The organism is Pseudomonas sp. Tn43 (genome assembly GCF_014192635.1).
Lineage (GTDB): Bacteria > Pseudomonadota > Gammaproteobacteria > Pseudomonadales > Pseudomonadaceae > Aquipseudomonas.
Genome location: NZ_JACHYG010000006.1, coordinates 167113 through 188272, shown reverse-complemented (window position 1 = coordinate 188272; position 21160 = coordinate 167113). Strand labels below are relative to the sequence as shown.

Below are 21160 nucleotides of genomic sequence, written 5' to 3'. Positions count from 1 at the left end.
CCCTTGGTGGGCGCGAGAAAGTTGAGGATGTTGTCGATGCAAAATCTCATTGGTGTGGGTAATACACTCAACGAACCGAGTGCGGCCTTGGCAGCGGCGTACGTTCGGATGTCCACTGAGCATCAGCAATATTCGACTGAGAATCAGCTCGATACCATTCGCCTCTACGCTGTTACCCACGATCTTGAGATCAACAAGGTGTATACCGACGCGGGTAAAAGCGGCCTGCGCCTGGAGGGTCGTGATGCCCTAAAGCAGCTGTTCTTCGATGTGGAAAACGGACGAGCTGACTACACCACCGTCCTGGTCTATGACGTTAGCCGCTGGGGGCGCTTCCAGGATCCGGACGTCAGCGCTAGCTACGAGGTTCGCTGCCGGCAAGCGGGGGGTTTCCGTTCAATACTGTGCAGAGCAATTTACCAACGACGGGTCGCCGGTCTCCAACATCGTCAAAAGCGTGAAGCGGATGATGGCAGGCGAGTACAGCCGCGAATTGTCAGTGAAAGTCTTTGCGGGGCAGTCTCGACTTATCGAGTTGGGGTACCGCCAAGGTGGCCCAGCAGGGTTTGGGCTTCGACGGCAGTTGGTAGATAGTCACGGCTCACCCAAAAATGAGCTGCAGATGGGCGAACACAAAAGCATCCAGACAGACCGAGTGATACTGGTGCCGGGCCCACCGGGCGAAGTCGAAATGGTGCAGTACATCTATCGTTTGTTCGTCGAGGAAGGCAGAAGTGAACGTGAGATTGCCGACTGGTTGAATGCCCGGGGAGTACTCAACGATCGCGCAAGATCGTGGTCTCGAGGCACTGTGCACCAGGTGTTGATCAATGAAAAATACGTCGGCAACAACGTCTGGAACCACAACTCCTTCAAGCTAAAACAGACGCATGTAGTGAACCCACCTGAGGAGTGGATTCGGGCGAATGGCGCCTTCCGCCCTATCGTGAATTCGATCTTGTTCAAGGCCGCTCAATCGATCATTGAAACGCGCTCCTATCGGATGCCCGATGAGGAAATGTTGCAAGTACTCAAGACCATCTACCAACGCAGCGGATACCTATCGGGCCTGGTGATTGACGAAGCTGAAGGTTGTCCCTCTAGCAGTGCCTATCAGCATCGGTTTGGAAGCCTGCTTCGCTGTTACTCCCTTATTGGGTACACGCCTGCTCGCGACTACCAATACATCGAAGCCAACAAGCGCCTGCGGCAGATGCACCCGCTGCTCCTTCAGCAAACCACGTCGAAAATTGCCGAGGTCGGTGGAAAGGTTTCGATCGACCCTCGCACTGATCTGATGCTAGTCAACGAAGAGGTCACCATCTCACTCGTACTCAGCCGGTGCCAAATATGGGCGGTACCGAGCCCTATGAAATCGTCTGTGGCCAAGGCCGCTTCGAAGCTTTGCAGGCGCTGGGAGAGAAAAAAATTCCCTGCATCGTGGTGAGCGCCAGCGAGGCGGATCGATACCTGATCGGTTTAGTTGAAAATCTTGCACGACGAAAACATTCAAACCGCGAGCTTTTGACATCAATCCAGATCCTTTCAGATCGTGGTTACACCTGCCACCAGATAGCCGAAAAAACCTGTTTGGATTCAGGTTACGTACACGGAATTCTGGTGCTACTGCGTCAGGGTGAAGAACGACTGATCGCAGCCGTGGAGAAGGGCTGGTTATCTATAAAGTTGGCGATGGAAATTGCTCGTTCGAAGGATGTCGATCTCCAGCAAGCCATGATCGAAGCCTACGAAAGTGGTGTACTCAAGGGCGATCAACTGATGAGGGTGCGCCGCCTCGTTGATAAACGCAAAACCTTTGGCAAACGTTATGGCCAACAACCACCTCGTACTGAGAAACATACGCCCCAAAAGCTTCTTCACGCTTATCAAATAGAGGTTCGGCGCCAGAAGGTCATGATCAAAAAGTCAGACATCAGTGAACAGCGGCTACTGATCATCGTCACGGCGATGCGTAAATTGCTGGCTGATGACTACTTCAAGACGCTGCTTCGGAACGAAGATATTCCGGACATGCCCAAGCCGCTGGCCGACCGGATCTTTGGAGAGACGCCGTAATGTCAGAGGTCAAGCAGGCATTCGAGAGTCGTGTTATTTCCGTTCCATTAGAGCGCATCCTTCCCTCGCGGAAGGTCGATCAACTGATAACTGGCAGCAAAAAGTACGCAAGTATTTTGAGCTCAATTCGAGAACTGGGAGTCGTTGAGCCGTTGGTGGTTCATCCCAAGCCCCTGATCGCAGGTGGAGTAGCTTCGTTCATGCTTTTGGATGGGCACTTTCGCTTAGAGGCACTCAAGGCGTTGGGCGCGGTTGAGGCGCTGTGCCTGATTTCCACCGATGATGAGGGCTTTACCTACAACCGACAAATCAACCGACTGACACCGATTCAAGAACATAAAATGGTCGTTACCGCCCTGAAGAAAGGTATTGAAGCATCGCGGATTGCATCCGTACTGGGGATCAACGTGGATCGAGTCCACGAAAGAGAAAACCTGTTGAAAGGTATAGCGCCTGAGGTAGCGGAGATGCTGAAGGTTCGCATGGTATCGCAGGATGTGTTTCGTGCCCTTCGACTCATGAAACCCATCCGCCAAATCGAAACTGTTGAAATGATGATTTCAGCCAACTGTTTCACGCGAAACTATGCGCGAATGGTCTTGGCGGCATCACGCCCGGAGATGCTGGTTGAGACGAAGAAAAAACAGAGTGACGTCAGTGCAGTCGACATTGCGCGCATGGAACGGGAGATGGAAAATCTTCAGCATGACTACAAGCTGGTAGAGGATACCCTGGGTGAAACAATGCTCGTTTTGGTTGTGGCCAAAGGTTATCTCGTGCGCCTTCTGCGCAATGAAGCTATTGCAGGCTATCTCACTCGCTACTATGCGGAGCTGCTCGAGGAGCTGGTGTCCATCATGGAAGCAGTAACCTCCGATGCGAGGCAGCTTGAACGGGAATAGCGATCACCTGCTAGGCTGTCCTCTTCCACGGAGGAAACATTATGTCCAATGCAGACCTGCTCCCTTCCCTGCTGTTCAAGATTAATCAGAATCAATTGGCTCTCGAAGCCGCGATCATGGAGCTTACGCTTTGGGTCGAGCAGCGCGGCTCGGGTGAGGTTGGAGGCAATGTACGCAGTGCGCTGGCAACGGTCACCAAGAACGAAGAGTTCATCAATATGACGTTGGCGGTGCTCATGACGCCTGAGTGAGAAACTCTCAAGCTTGTAGATCAGCCGGGCCCACCGGGCCGAAGGATTGAGCTCCTCGTTGACGCCACTTCATATCGCAGCTTAGCTATGGGCTCGCGATGACTCACACACGATGATTTGAACACAACCTCCCCTATCACCGCCCACGAGGTCTGCCTAATACTGACGGAAGTCGCGCTCGGCAAACGCATCATGATTCGAAGCTCCAACAGTCATGGAATAAGATCTATCACGGCCTCATGTCAGTGGAGACCGGTGGATGGCAACTCACGCTTTGAGCAACGCCTCCAAGCGCTGAAGGAACACTCCTACTCTATGCGGCACGTGCTGACGAGTGGGCAATAACGCGGTGATGAAGAGTTGTTCCGGGTCAACATCCTCCAATTCAATTAAACAAAGGCTTCCAGCAGCCAGATCATCACGGATGTCCCAGTACGTGAGCATCGCCATCCCCAAGCCTTGCCTGCTCGCCGTGCGCACCGCCTCGACACTGTTGGCCGAAAAAACGCCCTCTGCCCGCATGGAAACCGCTTCACCGTCACGCATGAACGGCCAGAAAGGCATCCCATGCAACGCAATGCGGCGGTGGCTTAATAGTGCGTCCATCGTAGCGGGTATGCCGTGACGCTCCAGATACATCGGACTGGCGCACAGCACTCTAGGGTTCGGTGCGAGGGGGCGCGCGATTAAAGCCGAGTCTCGCGGGGTTGCGATGCGAACCGCGACATCGATCCCAAGACCGACAATATCCACAATGCTGTCTGATAATGTCAGATCAACCCGCAGCGCCGGGTGCTCTGCCAAGAGGGCGGGAATCAGCGGCATGATCACTGCCTGTCCGAACACTGTGGGGGCAGTTACTTTCAAGACTCCACTGGCAGCTCCGGCATTGGATTTCAAACTGACCCTCGCTCCCTCACTGGCTTCCAACAGCGTCGTTGCAAAGGGGAGAAATGTTTCGCCTTCGGCTGTCAGTGATACGGAGCGAGTTGTCCGATGAAACAGCCGAACACCTAGTTCACCCTCAAGCGATGCAAGCCTGCGAGATACTGTCATTGGTGCCACGCCGAGTCGTCGAGCGGCTGCCGAAAGACTGCCGCTTTCGGCAATGGTGCTGAACACTTCTACATCTGGAATCTGCATCATTACATCCAATTTTGATAAAGCGGCTTATCGTTTTTGCTGGCTTCTCAGCGGTTCAAGCCAAGTTTATTGTCCTCTAAATCGCTATCCAACAGCATCATTGAAAAAATGAGGGCAGACCCCATGATTGATTACAATCAACAGATTTTAACTGAGTATGATATTGGCCGCCTCAGATTGAGAAATCGTCTTGCAGTAGCCCCCATGACGCGTGTCAGTGCTACGGAGGCAGGCCTGGCTACCGCTGAGATGGCGCGTTACTACGCGCGATTCGCCAAAGGCGGATTCGGTCTGGTCATTACCGAAGGGCTATACACCGATCAGAGGTATGCTCAGGGTTACCCCTTTCAACCGGGGCTCAGCGATGTCGAGCAGGCCCAGGCCTGGCGTAGTGTGACCGATCTTGTTCATGCCCACCATGGCACGGTATTCGCTCAACTCATGCACGCTGGAGCGCTGACCCAGGGCAACCGCTTTAAAACTGCTACCGCTGCACCCTCGTCCGTTCGACCGAAAGGAACGCAGATGAAGTTCTATTACGGTGAGGGGCAGTATCCGCTACCTCAAGCGATGAGTGATGAGGACATCGCCGATGCCATCGCCGGATTCGCACAAGCGGCCGTGCTGGCAACTCGTGCCGCTGACTTCGACGGTGTTGAAATCCATGGGGCGAACGGCTATCTGCTTGATCAATTCCTGACCGATTACACCAATCAAAGAGACGACCGCTGGGGCGGTAATGTCGCAGGACGGATCGCTCTGATACTTGAGATCATCAAGGCAGTCAGAGCCGCTATCGGCACGCTTGCTCCCATCGGTGTACGCATTTCCCAGAGCAAGGTGAATGACTACGAACACAAATGGCCTGAAGGCGAAGCAGCAGCGGAGGTCATCTTTGGCTCGCTCAACGACGCTGGCGTAGACTTCATCCATGTGACGGAGCTTGAGGCTTGGAAACCGGCGTTCGTAAATGGAAATGCAAGTCTGGTTGAGCTGGCCCGCCGGTATGCGCCGCAGGTGGCGATCATCGCCAATGGTGGTCTGGATGTATCGCAACGCGCTGAGCAGGTGTTACGAGATGGCGCCGATATGATCGCGCTGGGCAAGGCAGCTCTGGCCAACCCCGATCTTCCCCGCCGCCTGGCAACCCACGCCACGCTAGACGAATTCGACGCTTCGATCCTGGGGCCGATTGCGAATATCAAAGACAGTGAATTGACGTTGGCGTGACACCAACAGGAAAGGGTCGAGCGAACACTATAGATTTGCGTTTACGCTCACAGCTGCCTAGGCCATCGACCGCTTCACGCCCTGAAGAAGTCAGTCAACCTAGATCGAGGTTCTTGAGGAGCGGTGAACCACCCTTCCTCAAGGCATCCAAGTAGGTGGTTTCATCATAGGGCGTCCTTGTCTGCGAGCACTGGTACAGAATCCGAATCCACTTATACGCGAGTGCGCGTACGGCAGCTTGGTAGGTACTCCCTTTGGCGGCGAAGTCGTAAGCATACTGACCGAAAGCTGTGCGCTCGCCTGCACGGGTGAAAGTTTGGATCAGGCGGTCTGTATACAGATACAGGCTTGCTCCACCGGCGCCCTTGTCTGTCAGGCTACCCTGACTGAGTTGAGTGAAGTTGCTGCCATCTGACACACTTTGGTACCCCGCAGTAATCGCGTGACCACCCAGTGTGTAAATCAACGCGGCACTCCAGGTACGGTTGTCGATCTCTCCACTACCGTTTTTGGTGTAGCCACTCATTCTGTAGCCTGACGTCCCGGAGCTATTTGCCCCTGACGAGTCAGTTTTGAAATAGCGCAGGTCGGTTTTAAGGGACTGATTGTCCGAGAGGGCAAGGGTGTGAATTAATCCCATAAAATGCTGCATATAGTAGTTGTCGAGGCTGGCGTAGTAGTACTGAGCTGTCAGATCCTTGGTGACGTTCCAATCGCCCCCGGCGAAGTCAAACTGATTGCTTTCCCGCGTACCACCAGCAACGGCCAACCCCGTCTGATCGCTCGAACCACGTCCTGTTGCATGTTCGATCCGACCTCCAGTCAAGGTCAGCCCCTTGAACTCGCTCGAGGTGATTTGACCGCCCTCGAAGGTTTGTGGAAGCACGCGCCCATCGTTGGCGACCAGAATTGGGAGTTTCGGAATCAAAGTGCCGTAGCGAAGTTCAGTTTTCGACATTTTGACTTTTACGGTCAGCCCGAGCCGGCTCCACTCGTCGACGGCACGGTTGTCACTGTCAGAAGGCATCATGCTGCTACCGACATGCCGTCCTTTGCCACTGTCCAAGGTAACTCCCAGCAACCCCAGGCCATCGACACCAAAGCCAACCATTCCATCGGTATAGCCCGATTTGAAGTCCAGCATGAAACCCTGCGCCCATTCTTCGGTTTTGGAAGGTGCGGCAACGCCATCGCGGTTGTCGTTATTGAAGTAGAAGTTTCTCATTCCCAAGGTGGCTTTGCTATCACTCAGGAAGTCAGCATGCACCTGGGCACTCAGGGTGATACTAAGAAACACCGAACTTGCAGTTATTGTTTTTCCACTCATTTATATAGCGCTCCATTTGTTATTTTAAAGTGATAGAAGCAACGCAAAATTTTCAGGTGTGCGTTTTTTATTATTCTTAATACCCTGCTGAAAACGAGAAATCGACGATACCTCGCCCCTCCTGCATCAAGTTAATATTGTTAATGCAAGTTCCAAAGTCGCTCATCGCACCTGTTTCTGTTATGCAGCGCGATAGCGTTAGAGCGGATTGTGTGAGAAAGGCGCAGGGAGTGCCTTGCCTGGGGAAATGGAGTTCTGCGTTGCGGTCTGAAAATTTATCTTATCGTCTGAATTTCAGGACTGGGGCCGGACACAATTGTCGGTCGAGTACCCAAAGGCTCAGCGGGCTGACCTGACGACTGTCCTCTATAGCAACCCGCGGCGCGCCGATCACGACGCCCAAGGCCTAGACTGCGGTGTAACCAATCTGCGTCAGGTACCGGGACGGACGACGAACATGGCGGTTCCCCGCAACGCCGCCTATTCTTGCTGGATGGTCTCCCTGCTTTTGCTCAGGCGATGTATCGGGCCGGAACGATCTAATTTATTTTGACCGTCCGTTCATCGCCAATCCGGGCCTGCCCACGCGTTTTGCCAGCAGCTGTCCCCTCACCCGGTCGACCCGACCAGCATGTATGGCGCAACGGATAAAGGCTGCACGCACTACCCACCTGTCGTTCCCAAGCGACCGATGCCGCAGCACTTCTTAAACAGGGGCGCTGTTCACGTTTCTCCCATTGAGGAAGATGAGTATGTATCGGCCGAGCACGATTCCTTATCAGCAGCATCGAGGGTTCAGCCGAACCTTCACTCAGGGTCATTTGAGCCTTGGATTGTTCTTTCCTTTGGAGGCCTTCGATGGGGACACTCCGAGCATGCTCAACCAAGTCGCATTGGCCAAACGAGCAGAGGCGCTGGGCTTCTGCGCGCTCTGGTTTCGCGACGTGCCTCTTCGCGACCCTGGTTTCGGCGATGTCGGCCAAGTCTTCGACCCCTGGGTTTACCTGGGATATATAGCCGCTCATACGTCAGAGATAGCGCTTGGCACCGCATCCATTGCCATCCCGTTACACCATCCGCTGCACACGGCCAAGGCATCGGCCAGCGTCGATCAGTTGAGCGCAGGTCGCTTGATTCTGGGGGTAGCTTCCGGCGATCGCCCTGTGGAGTTTTCGGCTTTTGGCGTCGATGCCGAAAGGCGCGGAGACATTTTTCGAGAGTACTACGAGGTGATTCGCAGAGCCCACAGCACCAGCTTTGAACCCATCCGCTGGAGCGGTGGTGAGATGCAGGGCGCAGACCTCATTCCGAAACCTACGACCCAAGTTATTCCAATGCTCGTGACCGGGAATAGTCGCCAGTCACTGGATTGGATCGCGCGCGAAAGCACCGGATGGATCAACTATCCACGCCAACCGAAAATGCAGCGACTGATCGTGGAAGATTGGCGGCTGGAGGTCATGAAGCAATGTGGTTCCGTCTATAAGCCCTTCGCTCAGTCGCTATACATCGACCTCGCTGAGAACCCGTCAACGCCGCCCACTCGTATTCATTTGGGGTTCAGGCTTGGACGCGACCACCTCCGGGGTTTGCTGGAGGTGCTTCAGGAAATCGGGGTGGACCACGTTATCCTGAATCTCAAATACGGTAAGCGCCCTGCTGCGCAAGTTATTGAGGAGCTGGGCACTCACATCGTTCCGCAATTCGGAGTACAGCCTCGTTCCGAAGCGAACTGAAACCAATACGTTACTGGACGGATTCATCGTCAACTCTGCGACATAAAGAATGGCAGTGATGCCGCAGGCGGTTCAGAGGCCCGCAAGCGAGCCCGCCCGAGGAGTGAAGTCAGAAACCTTCTAGAACGATCTTGCCCCGGGCCTTGCCGCTCTCGACCAGCGCATGGGCACGACGCATGTTTGCCGCATTGATCGCACCGAAGTGCTCGCCCACAGTGGTTTGCAGAACACCTTGGTCAATCAGAGCGCTGACCCGATTGAGCAGATGATGCTGGTTGATCATGTCCGGGGTTTCATACAGCGAGCGGGTGAACATCAGCTCCCAATGCAACGACAGCGACTTGCGCTTGAGCGGCATCACATCGAGGCTGTCGGGGTCGTCAATCACACCCAGACGCCCTTGCGGCTTGAGCACGTCGATCAGTTGTGCAAAGTGCTGTTCGGTGTGAGTCAGGCTGGCGACATAGTCGATCTCCGGCACGCCGAGCGCTTGCAACTGTGCGAGCAGTGGCTGGCTGTGATCGATCACGTGATGCGCGCCCAACTGCCGCACCCAATCAGCGGTTTCCTGGCGTGAGGCAGTTCCGATGACGGTAAGGCGGGTCAACTGTCGGGCCAGTTGCACCAGCATCGAACCGACGCCCCCAGCCGCTCCGGTGATCAACAGGTACTTGCCCTCCCCCGAACCCTCGACGACACCAAGCCGGTCAAACAACAATTCCCAGGCAGTGATCGAGGTCAACGGCAACGCTGCCGCATCGGCGGCACTCAATGACCGAGGCTTGTGCCCGACGATCCGCTCATCGACCAGATGGAATTCGCTGTAGCTGCCGGTGCGGGCAATCGAGCCGGCATAGAACACTTCATCGCCCGGCTGAAACAGCGTCACTTCAGAGCCGATCTCGCGGACAATGCCTGTGGCATCCCAGCCGAGGATTTTCGGTTCTTTTGTGAAAGTTCCGGCGCGCACCTTGGTATCGACCGGATTTACTGACACCGCGCGAACTTCGACCAGCAGATCCCGTGGACCAGGCGTGGGCACCGGGAGGTTGATGTCGATCAATGCGTGTGGATTGTCGATGGGCAAAGCGTGTTCGGTAAAGGTGATGGCTTTCATGGACACTCGCTGTCTGAAGGGTGATGCACTCGTTTGCAGCCATCTTCGACTTCCCAAGTACAAAGAAAAACAAGCAGAATGCGCCAACACTTTCACTGCAGGAGTGAAAATGATCCGCATCGATGATCTTGGTTTATTCATCCGCAGCGCCGCGCTGGGCAGTTTCACCGCAGCGGCGCTGGAGGCTGATCTATTGCCTGGTCAGGTCGCCGCCGCCATCAAACGTCTGGAGCGCGAGCTGGACGTACGCCTGTTCGCCCGCACCACTCGCAGCCTGCGATTGACTGCCGAGGGCGAGCAATATCTGCCCACCGCCCACTCAGTGCTTGAGACCCTGAAGCAAGGCAAGGAAAACCTGCGTGGTGAGAACGCCACGCTGCGGGGCGTACTGCAAGTGACTGCGCCGTCCGATCTGGGGCGCAACATACTGCTGCCGTGGCTGACGCTGTTCCGCCGTCAGCATCCAGAATTGACGTTGCGTTTTTTCCTGTCGGACCAGATGGCCAATCTGTTTCGCGACCCGGTGGACGTGGCGATTCGATACGGCCCGAATGAAGACGCCAACTACGTGGCACTGCCGCTTGCACCGTGGAACCAGCGGGTGCTTGTTGCCTCGCCGGAGTATGTGCAACGCTGCGGTTCTCCCCAAACGCCGGATGACTTGAGCAAGCATCACTGCCTGCTCTATCTGCAAAATGGCCGGGTCTACGACAAGTGGAACCTGGGCGGGCAAACCGTGCAGGTTTCGGGGCCACTGTTCAGCGATGACGCCGATGTCGTGCGACGCTGGTCGTTGGACGGTGAAGGTATCGCCTACAAATCTTGGCTGGATGTCAGTGCCGATATCGCCGCTGAGCGCCTGCTTGTGCAGCTGCCAGATTATCCTGGCGAAGCTTCGCCGTTGAGTCTGGTGTGCCCGCATCGCAAGCAGATCAGCCCTGCCGTTTCCCAGCTTTATACGTGGCTGAGTGATCAGTTTTCTGCGCTGGAGCGCCGTGAACCGAATGACTGCGATTGATGCTCACTGAGCATCCCGCGCTTCATTGTTCGGCGGATCAATGCGCTCAATATTCCCCAACACCAACGCTCGTCCGGCAAACAGGCCGCCCGCTGTTTCCAAGGCAAAACGTTCGGCATCGCGTTTGCGCACTTCGTCGATCACCGCGTCGGCTTCGTGCTCAGACGCACCCAGCGTCACCACGGCCTGACGGCCGAGCAGCAGTGCGGCCTCAAAGGTCTCCCGCACTATGTAGTCGGCGTCGTGTTCGACCAGTTCCAGCGCGTGTTCGCGGTCAAAAGCGCGCACCAGCACTTTCACCTGCGGGCAGTAGTGCCGCGTACTTTCGACAATGCGTGTCGCGGCTTTTTTATCATCCACACAAATAATGATGGCGCGGGCGTGATGGGCACCGGCAGCGTGCAATATTTCATGGCGGGCGCCGTCGCCGTAATAGACCTTGAAACCGTAGGGTGTCACGGCGCGGATGACCTCCGGATTTATATCAATGATTGAAATTTTTGCTCCCTGAGCGAGCGGCACCTGGCAGGCAATCTGCCCCACACGGCCAAAACCGATGATGAGTACATTGCATTGCAGATTGTGTGCGGCTTCCACACCGTCCATGGACACGGGCTGTGGGCGAGTAAACCGTTTGCACAGCAATAAGGTCACCGGTGTAAACGCCATGGAGAGCACCACGATAGCCGTCATGTTGGCGTTGACGTCAGGACCGATGACCCTGAGTTTGAGCGCTTCGGCAAACAGCACAAAAGCAAATTCGCCACCCTGCGCCATCAGCACGGCGCGATCCAGCGCGTCGCGATGACCGCTTTTCGCCAGACGCGCAACTGCATAAATACACAGGGCCTTGACCAGCATCAGCGCCAGCACACCAGAGATGATGAGCCTCCACGCGTTGACCATCATTTGCAGATCCAGCGACATGCCGACGCCGAGGAAAAACAGCCCCAGCAGCAGGCCACGAAACGGTTCTATGTCGGCCTCCAACTGGTGGCGAAATGTGGATTCCGACAGCAGCACACCGGCAACGAAAGCACCCATCGCCATTGAAAGACCGCCGATTTCCATCAGCAGCGCTGCTCCCAACACAACCAGCAGCGCAGCGGCAGTCATTACCTCGCGCGCTTTGGCATGGGCCAATACTCGAAACAGGGGATCGAGCAGCCACAATCCGATGGCCACCAATGCACCCAGGGACAGCGCTGCGGTACCTATGCGTTGCCAAAGGGGAGACGTGGGTCCATTCGCCAACTCAGTGGGCGCCAGAAATGCCACCACCGCCAGCAAAGGGGCTATCAACAGGTCTTCAAACAGCAAAATGGACACGACGTGCTGCCCTCTCGGCTCGGTAATGTCACCGCGTTCCGAGAGAACTTGCATAACCAGGGCCGTGGAGGTGAGTACAAAACCCGCTGCGCAGACAAATGACACCTGCCAAGGGAATCCAAAAGACATGCCGACAAAAGTGAGCAGAACAGCACAGACCACCACCTGCAGGCTGCCCAGCCCAAAGATCTGCCGACGCAGATCCCATAGGTGCGAGGGTTTCATCTCCAGTCCAATCACAAAAAGAAACATCGCCACACCCAGCTCGGCCACCTCAATGATGGTGTGGGGGTTATTGATCAGTTGCAGTCCGAAGGGGCCAATGATCAGCCCCGCCGCCAGGTAACCGACCACTGAGCCGAGCCCGATGCGTTTGAGCAGCGGCACTGCCACCACGGCGGCGGCAAGCAAAGTGACGACAGCAAATAATTGACCTGCATTGCCTTCAACAGCCATGGCATTGACCCTCATCCCACATCAGGACCGGTAATGCGTCCACGGCCAGGCGTGTCGAGTAGAGCTTTAAAGCTCAGCGCTCAGTCCCGCAATTTTTTCAGGACCAAGCACAATATCTGGAGGGTTCACCAGGATCTCTCCAGGGTAGGAATGACACCTGAAGTGTAGTGCAGACACTGGCATCGTTTGAAAGGGAGACAAAAAATTCAGTAGCTTCTCCCTGTCCGTACCGGAAAGGGCTGGCTAACAATCCTTTCATTTATACCAAGCGAGTAGGCATGGCTTGAATCTTGAACAAGGCAACTTTGGCCACGATATTCACCTTGAATACAAGTAATTAATGGATCGCTCTGCAATCCATCTGATACGGTTTTTTTTCGATCACCTGAGCCTTTTTCGTCTACCAACAGTCTATAAAGTGCAAGCCCGATGTTCTTTCAACAACAATAAAGCAGCCAACTAGTTTTGGCGCTTGAGCACACTGACGCGCTCAAGAATTTAGACAATCCCAGGATCAACAAAAGAACCATGTTTATCAGAAATAAACGGGGCAAATAACTATTCACTTGCTTTGGAGACGGCCGCTGTGCGAAAGCTTGGCTTGGGCTTCCTGTTAACTGGCGTTTTTGGGCAACTATCAGCACTTCTATGGACCTACTCGTCCACAGGACCCATTTGTCAAAATAACGTCGACAATTCATACATCCAGCAAAAAGTGACAAAGTTCGAACAACTACTCGATGACACCGCTAATAAAGTTGCGACAGAGCTCGGTACGATACATTCTGACGAGCTCGCACACCTTACGAAAAACGAATCCCGCATACCCGACTCAACGGAGGCTGACGCCGTACAGTTTTTGCTCGAAAAGCCAGGCGAAACACCCGTACTTACGCTGACTTCATTGCCCACACAGGCACACAAATGGACAATTATTCTCAGCGGTCTGATTACTTTTATCGGCCTGCTCCTGGCACTCTTCGCCCGCAAAAAAACCATTGATCCGCAATGGCATGCCTTTCGCACAGTACCAGGCTCGCTGATCACGCTGGAACGCCCGTGCTTGACATGTGGCGGCTACATTTTCCACACTAAAAAAGAAGCTTCAATCACGCCTTCATCCGGCCTATGGGTGGTCGAAATTGCATTGAATACACCTAGCCGCCATCGCGCAGTAAAAGCCATTCAGCAGTTGGAGTTGCCGGTAGCGCGTAAAGAAAACAACTTTGTCGTCATTGGCCCGTATAAACAAAAGCAGGACGCGGCTCGAGTCGTGAAAGAGTTGAGTGAAAGTCATGGTGTTAGAGGATGGATGATGGCGGGAAATTGACATAATCCTGTGTAGCGCTACTGATCTCGAAAAAAATATCTACCTGTTTTATGACACGAGAGTGTATTCATGATCGCAAAAGAACTTAGAGCCGAACTCGCCCTGAAGAAATTCCTGGACGCCAACTTATGGATCCAGCTTGAACTCAGCGAGCTGAACTACAACCTCGCTGAAAACTGCGGGCTTTCGCCAGAAGAATATCGCCTGAAATTTCTACAAGAAGCATTTGAAGCAGAAGCGGATGCTCACGACTGCGATTGCTGGGACTTCATTCTGCAGTGGGTGGCTGAAACTAAGGAAGAGCTTGAGTTGATGCGTGAAGAACGCATGAAAGAGATTTATGATTTTCTGGACGATTAGTAGACCCTACAACTTTCGTAGCCTATACAAGCCGCCAGTTTCAAGATAAAAGACTAACTTCATCGGCGGGAGTATTGCCCAATACCCCCGCCCTCCTCTCGATTCAAACCGCCGCGTAACTATCCACTACACGCCGATACTGGCTGGGCGAAGCTCCGATGTGCTGACGGAAAAACCGTGTGAAATGACCTTGCTCGGAGAACCCGAGGTTCTCCGACAAAAGACCCAGCGTTCCACTGCGCTCACGCTCAAGCCAGGCAAAAGCGCGGCGCATGCGCGCGTCGTTCAGCAAAAGGGTCGGCGTCATGCCGGTGTCTTTCTTGAACAGCGCAAAGAAGTGTGCCCGAGACAGACCACAAGCCCGCGCGGCGTTGTCGATCGGGTTCGGATCATCGAGGTGCTCAAGCAACCAGGCGGTGCCACGGCGCACGCGCGCGTCCCGAAACTCATTTGAGTTCGGCGCACCCAGCAGCGACAAATGCCGCCAGCTGGAAAAGTCCTCGATCAGTTCGATCAGGAAGTCGAACAGCATGAACTCCAAGCGCTCTTTCGGCACGATCCCACAACCATGCGCTTCGGCGACCAGGATGTCGGCCAGGGTGCGATTTCGACTCGACAGCTCGATGCATGATTGGGCAAAAAAGTCCGGCCGACCGCTGAGCGCCAGCGACTGCTGGGCAGTGGCCAGCCAGGCGGGCTCGATGTAGAGCGCCAGGATGACGGTGGCACCCGCACCCGGCTGCGGATCGTAGAAATGCGGCTCCCAGGCGTTGACCAGCACCGCCGTGCGATCACTGAGCGGAACCCGCCGACCGTTAACGTTGAAGTAAGTGTCCTCGCCGGACACTTTGACCAGCACATGGCATTCGGAATGGGTATGGGTGACCAGCGAATGATCCATATTCAGCAAGGCGACCCGGCCAAACCTGCCGTGGAAAACCCGTTGGGCAATCGACATCAGATTCCTCCGCTCGCTTGAAGCGATATCGTTATCGGCCTCAATGCATATCATCGGGGCGCTTATCTATTTCACAAGCCCGTCGATCGGTCCATGGTTCAGCAACACTTGGCTGGCCACTATCGCGCGCGAATGACCGAGCGTCTACCTCGACTTTCGCAGCCCCCACGTTCGTCGGAAAAACCGCCTTACAAGGCATGGCGTTCTTTGCCGTGATAAACGCGCAGGATATCGGCCACCACCGCCAGAGCGATTTCCGCCGGGGCCTTGCTGCCCAGATCGAGGCCGATGGGCATGTGTAAACGGGCGATCTGTTCATCCGTCAGACCACCGATGCGTTTCAGCCGCTCAGCGCGCTTGGCCGACGTTGCCTGAGATCCCATGGCGCCGATGTAAAACGCCGGAGTGTGCACCGCTTCCATCAGCGCCAGGTCATCGATTCGCGGATCGTGAGTCAGCGCCACCACCGCGGTCGCCGCGTGGCAACCTCCGGCGGCAATGAACATCGAGGGCAGCACGCGTTGCATCTCCACACCTTCGAGTTGTACTTGCAGCATCTCTTCCCGGGGATCGCAGGCGATGACTTCGCAGCCGATAGCGCGGGCAAAACTGGCGCAGAATTCGGCGACCGGCGAGAGCCCCGCCAGAATCAGTCGTAACGCCGGGCCGACGCTGATGCGCACGCTTTCGTCGACGACTTGCACCCGCTCGCAGCCGTGTCCGGTGTCCGGGTCCAGGCGCAAGGCACCACTGCTCAGTTCGACGTGACGCAGCAGACGACGCTGACCCAGCAACGCTGCTTGCAGACTCTCCAGGTGGGCGATCCATTCGAGACTGGCAGCGCGGTGCTCGACCAGCACGATCAGCACACCACCACAGGGCAATCGTAGACGGTGGCGTTGCTCGACGCTGTCGCCATAACTGACGATCTGCGCCGGTTCGCGTAATTCACCGCGCGTCAGGCTTTCGAGAAACTCCTCCTCGACGCAGCCACCCGACAGCGAGCCGACGTGTTCGCCCGTGCCATTGGTCACCAGCATCGCACCCGGCGCACGCGGTGCCGAGCCATAGGTGGAGAGCACCGTGCACAGCCACTGGGCCTGCCCGGCGCGAGCCCATTGCAGTGCCTGGTCGATCACCTGAACATCGAGATGGCGCATGTTTTCTATACCTCAAGCAAAGCGTGGTACTGCATGCTGGGTTACGTTTACGGTAACCTGCGAGCAATCCTGTTCAATCGTTGATTCAACATGTCGCCACAACAGTTTTTGCAACTCGGGGCGCTGCGCCTGGAACATCGCCAACTGCCTCCGGCTGACCCATCGCGACCGACACTGGTGCTGTTGCACGAAGGCCTCGGCAGCGCCGACCAATGGAAAGACTTCCCCCTGCGCCTGGCCCAGGCCAGCGGTTACGGTGTGGTCACTTACAGCCGTCAGGGTTATGGGCAATCGAGCCCGGTAACCCTGCCGCGTCCGCTGAACTACCTGAGCAGCGACGGCCCTCGGGAACTGCGGCAATTGCTCGATGCCTTGCAACTGCCGCAAGTGGTCTTGCTCGGTCACAGTGACGGCGCATCCATCGTCCTTGCCTATGCCGCCACCAACGATCCACGCGTGTTGGGCAGCATCGCACTGGCGCCTCACGTGATTGTCGAGGCCGAGAGCCTCGATGGCATTCGCCACACCACCGAGGCCTGGCATCAGGGCGAGTTGCGCGAGCGCCTGGCACGCCACCATGGGACAAATGTCGATGGCGCTTTTCACGGTTGGAGCGACAGTTGGTTGCACCCGGACTTTTCCTTGGATGATCTCGAAGCGCAGTTGGCTTATATCGAAAAGCCGTTGCTGGTCATTCAGGGTCGCGAAGACCACTACGCCACGCCCGAGCAACTGGTGGTCATCCAGCGACAGGTCGCTGGACCGTGCCGCTGTGTGTTGCTGGATAACTGTCGGCACTTTCCCCAGACCGAAGCGACCGAGCAGACCTTGCAGCTGATCTGCGAATTCCTGAAGCGCCTCCCCGCCTTTACTTGAAATTGCCTTGGGTTTCTGGAATCACCACGCTGCCGATCAGGTAGATCACCGACAGACCGACGGCGAACATCGCCAACACCATGGGGATCTGCGCCGGGCTGCCGCTGACCAGGGACACAAAGGTCGGCATGGTTCCGCCGAGGGCGAAACCGATGTTCCAGGACAATCCGGTGCCGCTGGCTCGCAGCTCGGTGGCAAAGCGTTCGTTGAGGAAGATCAGAATCGGCGCGATGATCGCCCCACCTATGAAGCCTATACCCACGCAATACAGCGCAGTACGGGTCAGCGAACCCGATTCGGCGACACCCAGAAACATCATCGGCAGGCTCACCAGGTTGATCACACCCAGCAGCATGAAGGTCTTCTTGCGACCGATCAGGTCGCTCAGGTAACCGAAGGCCAGTGCTCCGACAATGGTTGCCACCGACCCGTACATGAGCATCTGCGAAGTCTGCGCATGAGGCACTTTGGCGACCACGTTGAGCAACGTCGGCAGATAACCGCAGGCCAGGTAATACGTGGCACCGCCTCCGAACGTAATCAGCAGGTTGACCAGCATCACGCCGCGGTACTCGCGACCGAACAGACGCTTGAGCGGCGACACGACAACTACCGCCGGTCCCTTGGTTTTGCGCGCTTGTTGCAGTTGCTGCCAGACCGGGGTCTCTTCCAGGTAACGGAACATCACCAGACCGAAAAACGTGCTTAGCAGGCCGCAGAAGAACATGAAGCGCCAGCCCCAGACGTCAAATTCTTCCCCGGGAAAGATCTCCGACAACACCAGATAAGTGAATGACGCCAACAGCGCGCCCATACCGGCGCCGGCACCACCGATCAACCCGGACATCAAGCCGCGATAGCGCGGCGAGATGGATTCGGTGCCGATGGTGTGAGTGGAGGCAACGATGCCGCCCACGAAAATGCCCTGTATCACCCGCAAGACCAAAAACAGTATCGGGGCCAATATGCCGACCTGATGAATGGTCGGCAACGCGCCAAACAGTGCCGTGGAAATACCGACGCCGACCATCGACACCATCAACGCACGCTTGCGGCCGTGTTTATCGGCATACGCGCCGAAGATCGCCGAGCCCAGCGGACGCACCAGCAAGGCCACGGCGAACGAGGCATATACCGCGGCCAGCGACAGGGTCGGGGTGTCCGAGGGGAAGAACAGGCGGCCGATGATGGGCGCCACGTAGAGCAGAATGAACAGGTCGAACAAATCCAGCGCCCAGCCGAATGTCGAGGCAAATGCCGCGAGCAAGGCCTTGCCCGGTGGAATCTGTGGTGTATCGCAAGCGGCGCTGGAGGGTGATGCAGTTATTGTTGTTGTCGTAGTCATGGTTGCCTCACACAAACGGTGATCGAACGTTCTGCATCCCGGTGCACGGGTTGCGAGTAATCAGCAGGTCAGCGGTGAAACCTTGATGTGCCCTTTCAGTTGCATTGAAGGGGCGGCAGGCCCTGCTCCGTAAGGCGTACGCTGTTACCAACATACTCCCGGGCCCGCTCGCCAGTACGATTTACTCGCCGATAAACACGGCCGTACGCTTGCTGTGAAACGCTTCAACGCCTTCCTTGAAGTCCTTGGAGCTACGCAGACGGCTATAGCAGTGACCTTCCATTTCGATCGCGACGGTCAGCGGCGCATCTTCGTTATCGTTGATCAGTTTTTTCGCCGTGCGCTGAGCCAACGGCGAGAAGCGCCGCAGTTCATCGACCAACGCGTCGACGGTGCTTTCCAGTTCGGTATCCGGCACGACCTCGGTCGCGATACCCCAGGCGTAGGCCTGGTCGCCGGTAATGCGTTTGGCGCGCATCACCATGTGCTTGGTGCGGGTGATGCCGATGATTTTCTGCAGGCGTGCGGAGCCACCCGAGCCCGGGATCTGACCCAGGTTCTGCTCAGGCAAGGCGTAGCGAGTGGTTTGTGAAGCAATGCGGAAATCGCAGGCCAGGGACAGTTCGAAACCGACGCCGAAGGTGTAGCCACGGTTGGCAACGATCACCGGTTTTTCGCAACGTGCCGGTGCCGCGACATTCCAGGCCAGCTTCGAAACGTGCTCCGGCGATGCTTCGAGAAAGCCCTTGATGTCGCCGCCGCTGGAGAAGTGTTCACCCACCGAGCGCAGCACGATGACGCGCACGTCTTTGTGTGCATCGAGGGCTTCGAAGACCAGGCGCAATTGATCGCGCTGCCCCATGGAAATGACGTTCAACGGTGCCCTGTTGAGGATGATGTCGGCGCGCTCGCGGGACACATCGACTTCAACCTGGAAGCCATCGAACTGAGTGTCGAGAAATTGCTGGATCGCTTGTTGTTGCATGAGAGTGTCCTCTGGATGATTAGCTGATGGCCTTCAAGGCCTGTTCCTGGAATTGGGCCAGCAGCACGCGCCGCAGAACCTTGCCGACTGGAGATTTTGGAATCTGATCGATGAACTGGTAACGCCGTGGCCGCTTGAATTTGGCCAGGCCCGAAGCGATGCAATGGGCATCGAGGTCGTCTTCCGAGACCTCGGCGCGCAGCTTGATAAACGCGGCAATGATCTTGCCCCACTGCTCGTCGGGCAGACCGACCACCACCACTTCTTCCACTGCCGGGTGCAGAGAGAGCATGTTTTCGATTTCCGCCGGGCTGACGTTTTCGCCGCCGGTGATGATCAAGTCATCGACACGCCCCGTGACGAACAGATCACCCTCCAGATCGAAGTAGCCGATGTCACCGGTGAAATACCATCCATCACGCAAGGCCTTGGCGGTCGCTTCGGGGCGGTTCAGGTAGCCTTCGAACGCCTCGTCACTCGCCAGGTCGGCGATGATCTGGCCCTCCTCCATTGGGTTGACCTGCACGTCCGGCGTTTCAGCATCGATCGGCACCACGCGCACGCGCTGGTTCATTGCACTGCGCCCTGACGAACCGGGTTTGCGGCTGGCTTGCTGGTCGATGGTGAAGGTGTAGATCTCCGAGCTGCCGTAATGATTGACGAATAACTGCGGCTGGAACGCCTGCTCGACGCGACGCATCAAGCCGTCGCTCATCGGCGCACCCGCAAAGCCGATTTTCTCCACACTGGCGACTCGCTCGCGGGCAAAGGCCGGGTGCTCGATAAGCATGTGGTAGAGCGTCGGCACCAGGTACAGGTTGCTGACCTTTTCCCGTTCGATGGCCTGCAGCGTGGCTTCCACGTCGAACTTCGGCACACAGACGAAATGTCCGTCGATCAGCGCCATGGAGAGCAACGAACGCACGCCCATGGTGTGGTAAAGCGGCATGACCCCCAGCGTACATTCGCTCTGGCGGTAGAGGTTTTGCGCGACGTGGGCCACCGCCGCGGCACGTTCGCAACGGTGCCGACGGGGCACGCCCTTGGGCTTGCTGGTGGTTCCGGAGGTGTACAGCAGCAGTGAAAAATCTTCGGCGTCGGCCTGCAAAATGATGCCGGAGGGGGTCTGCGAACACAGTTCCTCGAAACTCAGGTCGGTGTTGGCAGCACGCAGACCGGTGGCGATCCGTGGCAGCCTTGTGGCGGCACTGCAACCGGCCACGGCGGTCACGGTAGCATCGTCGTAAGCCACTGCACGGATTTGCGCATCTTCGATGCAGTAGCCCAGTTCATCGGCGGTCGAACGCCAGTTCAACGGGGTCATGACGATGCCCGCAAACTGACAGGCCCAATGCAGGGTTGCCATCTGCCAGCGGTTTTGCATCGCTACCAGCAGTCGATCACCGCGTTGCAGCCCAAGGCATTGCAAGCCACAAGCGGCACTCTGGATATCGACGAACCAGTCTTCATAGGTTTTCTTCAACGCACCGTCACTGACCGCCACGGCGTGCGGCCGGCGTTCAACGGCAGCGAGGAAACTGCGTCCGAGATCGAACATTGT

Annotated in this window: 18 protein-coding genes and 1 pseudogene; 10 read left to right on the top strand and 9 right to left on the bottom strand. The window is 56.4% G+C overall.

The genetic code is table 11. From position 1 onward, the window contains the following. Positions 1 to 108: 108 nt before the first annotated feature. From FHW68_RS17390 to FHW68_RS17375, 4 genes and pseudogenes are all read left to right on the top strand, one after another. Positions 109 to 1351, top strand: a pseudogene (locus FHW68_RS17390) (recombinase family protein); the annotation flags it as partial. Further along, entirely contained in the window at positions 1351 to 2076 is a 726-nt protein-coding gene (locus tag FHW68_RS17385; protein WP_183681725.1) for a plasmid partitioning protein RepB C-terminal domain-containing protein, read from the top strand. The pseudogene FHW68_RS17390 and the gene FHW68_RS17385, both read left to right, overlap by 1 nt. Continuing rightward, the gene (locus FHW68_RS17380; protein ID WP_183681722.1) at positions 2076 to 2978 is read left to right on the top strand and encodes a plasmid partitioning protein RepB C-terminal domain-containing protein; all 903 of its coding nucleotides are present in this window, start codon (positions 2076 to 2078) and stop codon (positions 2976 to 2978) included. The genes FHW68_RS17385 and FHW68_RS17380 overlap by 1 nt, the downstream gene beginning before the upstream one ends. Before the next feature lie 41 nt (positions 2979 to 3019). Next, a complete protein-coding gene (locus FHW68_RS17375) occupies positions 3020 to 3229 on the top strand; it encodes a hypothetical protein (protein WP_183681718.1) in 210 nt (69 codons plus the stop codon). 267 nt (positions 3230 to 3496) lie between these two features. Here the strand turns inward: FHW68_RS17375 and FHW68_RS17370 are convergent, their stop codons facing one another. Next, the gene (locus FHW68_RS17370) at positions 3497 to 4372 is read right to left on the bottom strand and encodes a LysR family transcriptional regulator (protein WP_183681715.1); all 876 of its coding nucleotides are present in this window, start codon (positions 4370 to 4372) and stop codon (positions 3497 to 3499) included. A gap of 123 nt (positions 4373 to 4495) precedes the next feature. Between FHW68_RS17370 and FHW68_RS17365 the strand changes: the two genes are divergently transcribed. Further along, entirely contained in the window at positions 4496 to 5602 is a 1107-nt protein-coding gene (locus FHW68_RS17365) for an NADH:flavin oxidoreductase (RefSeq protein WP_183681712.1), read from the top strand. Between the two features lie 94 nt (positions 5603 to 5696). Here the strand turns inward: FHW68_RS17365 and FHW68_RS17360 are convergent, their stop codons facing one another. Beyond that, a complete protein-coding gene (locus FHW68_RS17360) occupies positions 5697 to 6929 on the bottom strand; it encodes an OprD family porin (RefSeq protein ID WP_260296661.1) in 1233 nt (410 codons plus the stop codon). Positions 6930 to 7681: 752 nt separating this feature from the next. On the opposite strand from FHW68_RS17360, the gene FHW68_RS17355 reads away from it, so the two are divergent. Then, positions 7682 to 8665, top strand: a complete 984-nt coding sequence (locus FHW68_RS17355; RefSeq protein ID WP_150636612.1) for an LLM class oxidoreductase — start codon at positions 7682 to 7684, stop codon at positions 8663 to 8665. Between the two features lie 109 nt (positions 8666 to 8774). Here FHW68_RS17355 and FHW68_RS17350 read toward each other — a convergent pair whose 3' ends face one another. Then, a complete protein-coding gene (locus FHW68_RS17350; protein ID WP_183681708.1) occupies positions 8775 to 9782 on the bottom strand; it encodes a zinc-binding alcohol dehydrogenase family protein in 1008 nt (335 codons plus the stop codon). A gap of 109 nt (positions 9783 to 9891) precedes the next feature. Here FHW68_RS17350 and FHW68_RS17345 point away from each other — a divergent pair, with 109 nt between their 5' ends. Continuing rightward, complete coding sequence (locus FHW68_RS17345) at positions 9892 to 10800, top strand: LysR family transcriptional regulator (RefSeq protein ID WP_183681704.1); 909 nt, start codon at positions 9892 to 9894, stop codon at positions 10798 to 10800. Positions 10801 to 10803: 3 nt separating this feature from the next. Here FHW68_RS17345 and FHW68_RS17340 read toward each other — a convergent pair whose 3' ends face one another. After that, complete coding sequence (locus tag FHW68_RS17340; RefSeq protein WP_183681702.1) at positions 10804 to 12585, bottom strand: monovalent cation:proton antiporter-2 (CPA2) family protein; 1782 nt, start codon at positions 12583 to 12585, stop codon at positions 10804 to 10806. A 586-nt stretch (positions 12586 to 13171) separates the two neighbouring features. On the opposite strand from FHW68_RS17340, the gene FHW68_RS17335 reads away from it, so the two are divergent. Both FHW68_RS17335 and FHW68_RS17330 read left to right on the top strand, forming a co-directional pair. Next, positions 13172 to 13915 (top strand): SPOR domain-containing protein, encoded by a 744-nt coding sequence (locus FHW68_RS17335; RefSeq protein ID WP_183681698.1) that lies wholly within the window; start codon positions 13172 to 13174, stop codon positions 13913 to 13915. A gap of 69 nt (positions 13916 to 13984) precedes the next feature. Next, positions 13985 to 14275: a DUF6388 family protein gene (locus FHW68_RS17330; RefSeq protein WP_183681695.1), complete on the top strand. Its 291-nt coding sequence runs from the start codon at positions 13985 to 13987 to the stop codon at positions 14273 to 14275. Positions 14276 to 14378: 103 nt separating this feature from the next. Here the strand turns inward: FHW68_RS17330 and FHW68_RS17325 are convergent, their stop codons facing one another. Both FHW68_RS17325 and FHW68_RS17320 read right to left on the bottom strand, forming a co-directional pair. Beyond that, positions 14379 to 15233 carry an AraC family transcriptional regulator gene (locus FHW68_RS17325; protein ID WP_150636601.1) on the bottom strand — a complete coding sequence of 285 codons (855 nt, stop codon included), beginning with the start codon at positions 15231 to 15233 and terminating at the stop codon, positions 14379 to 14381. A 188-nt stretch (positions 15234 to 15421) separates the two neighbouring features. Beyond that, on the bottom strand, positions 15422 to 16393 hold the full coding sequence (locus FHW68_RS17320) for an XdhC family protein (RefSeq protein ID WP_183681692.1): 972 nt from the start codon (positions 16391 to 16393) through the stop codon (positions 15422 to 15424). A 90-nt stretch (positions 16394 to 16483) separates the two neighbouring features. Here FHW68_RS17320 and FHW68_RS17315 point away from each other — a divergent pair, with 90 nt between their 5' ends. Next, positions 16484 to 17269, top strand: coding sequence for an alpha/beta fold hydrolase (locus FHW68_RS17315; RefSeq protein WP_183681689.1), 786 nt, complete (start codon positions 16484 to 16486; stop codon positions 17267 to 17269). On the opposite strand, the gene FHW68_RS17310 is transcribed toward FHW68_RS17315, so the two are convergent. From FHW68_RS17310 to FHW68_RS17300, 3 genes are all read right to left on the bottom strand, one after another. Further along, positions 17262 to 18614: an MFS transporter gene (locus FHW68_RS17310; RefSeq protein ID WP_102615845.1), complete on the bottom strand. Its 1353-nt coding sequence runs from the start codon at positions 18612 to 18614 to the stop codon at positions 17262 to 17264. The genes FHW68_RS17315 and FHW68_RS17310 overlap by 8 nt on opposite strands. 181 nt (positions 18615 to 18795) lie before the next feature. After that, positions 18796 to 19599, bottom strand: a complete 804-nt coding sequence (locus tag FHW68_RS17305) for an enoyl-CoA hydratase/isomerase family protein (protein ID WP_102615846.1) — start codon at positions 19597 to 19599, stop codon at positions 18796 to 18798. A gap of 19 nt (positions 19600 to 19618) precedes the next feature. Further along, positions 19619 to 21157, bottom strand: coding sequence for an AMP-binding protein (locus FHW68_RS17300; protein WP_183681686.1), 1539 nt, complete (start codon positions 21155 to 21157; stop codon positions 19619 to 19621). Between the last annotated feature and the right edge of the window lie 3 nt (positions 21158 to 21160).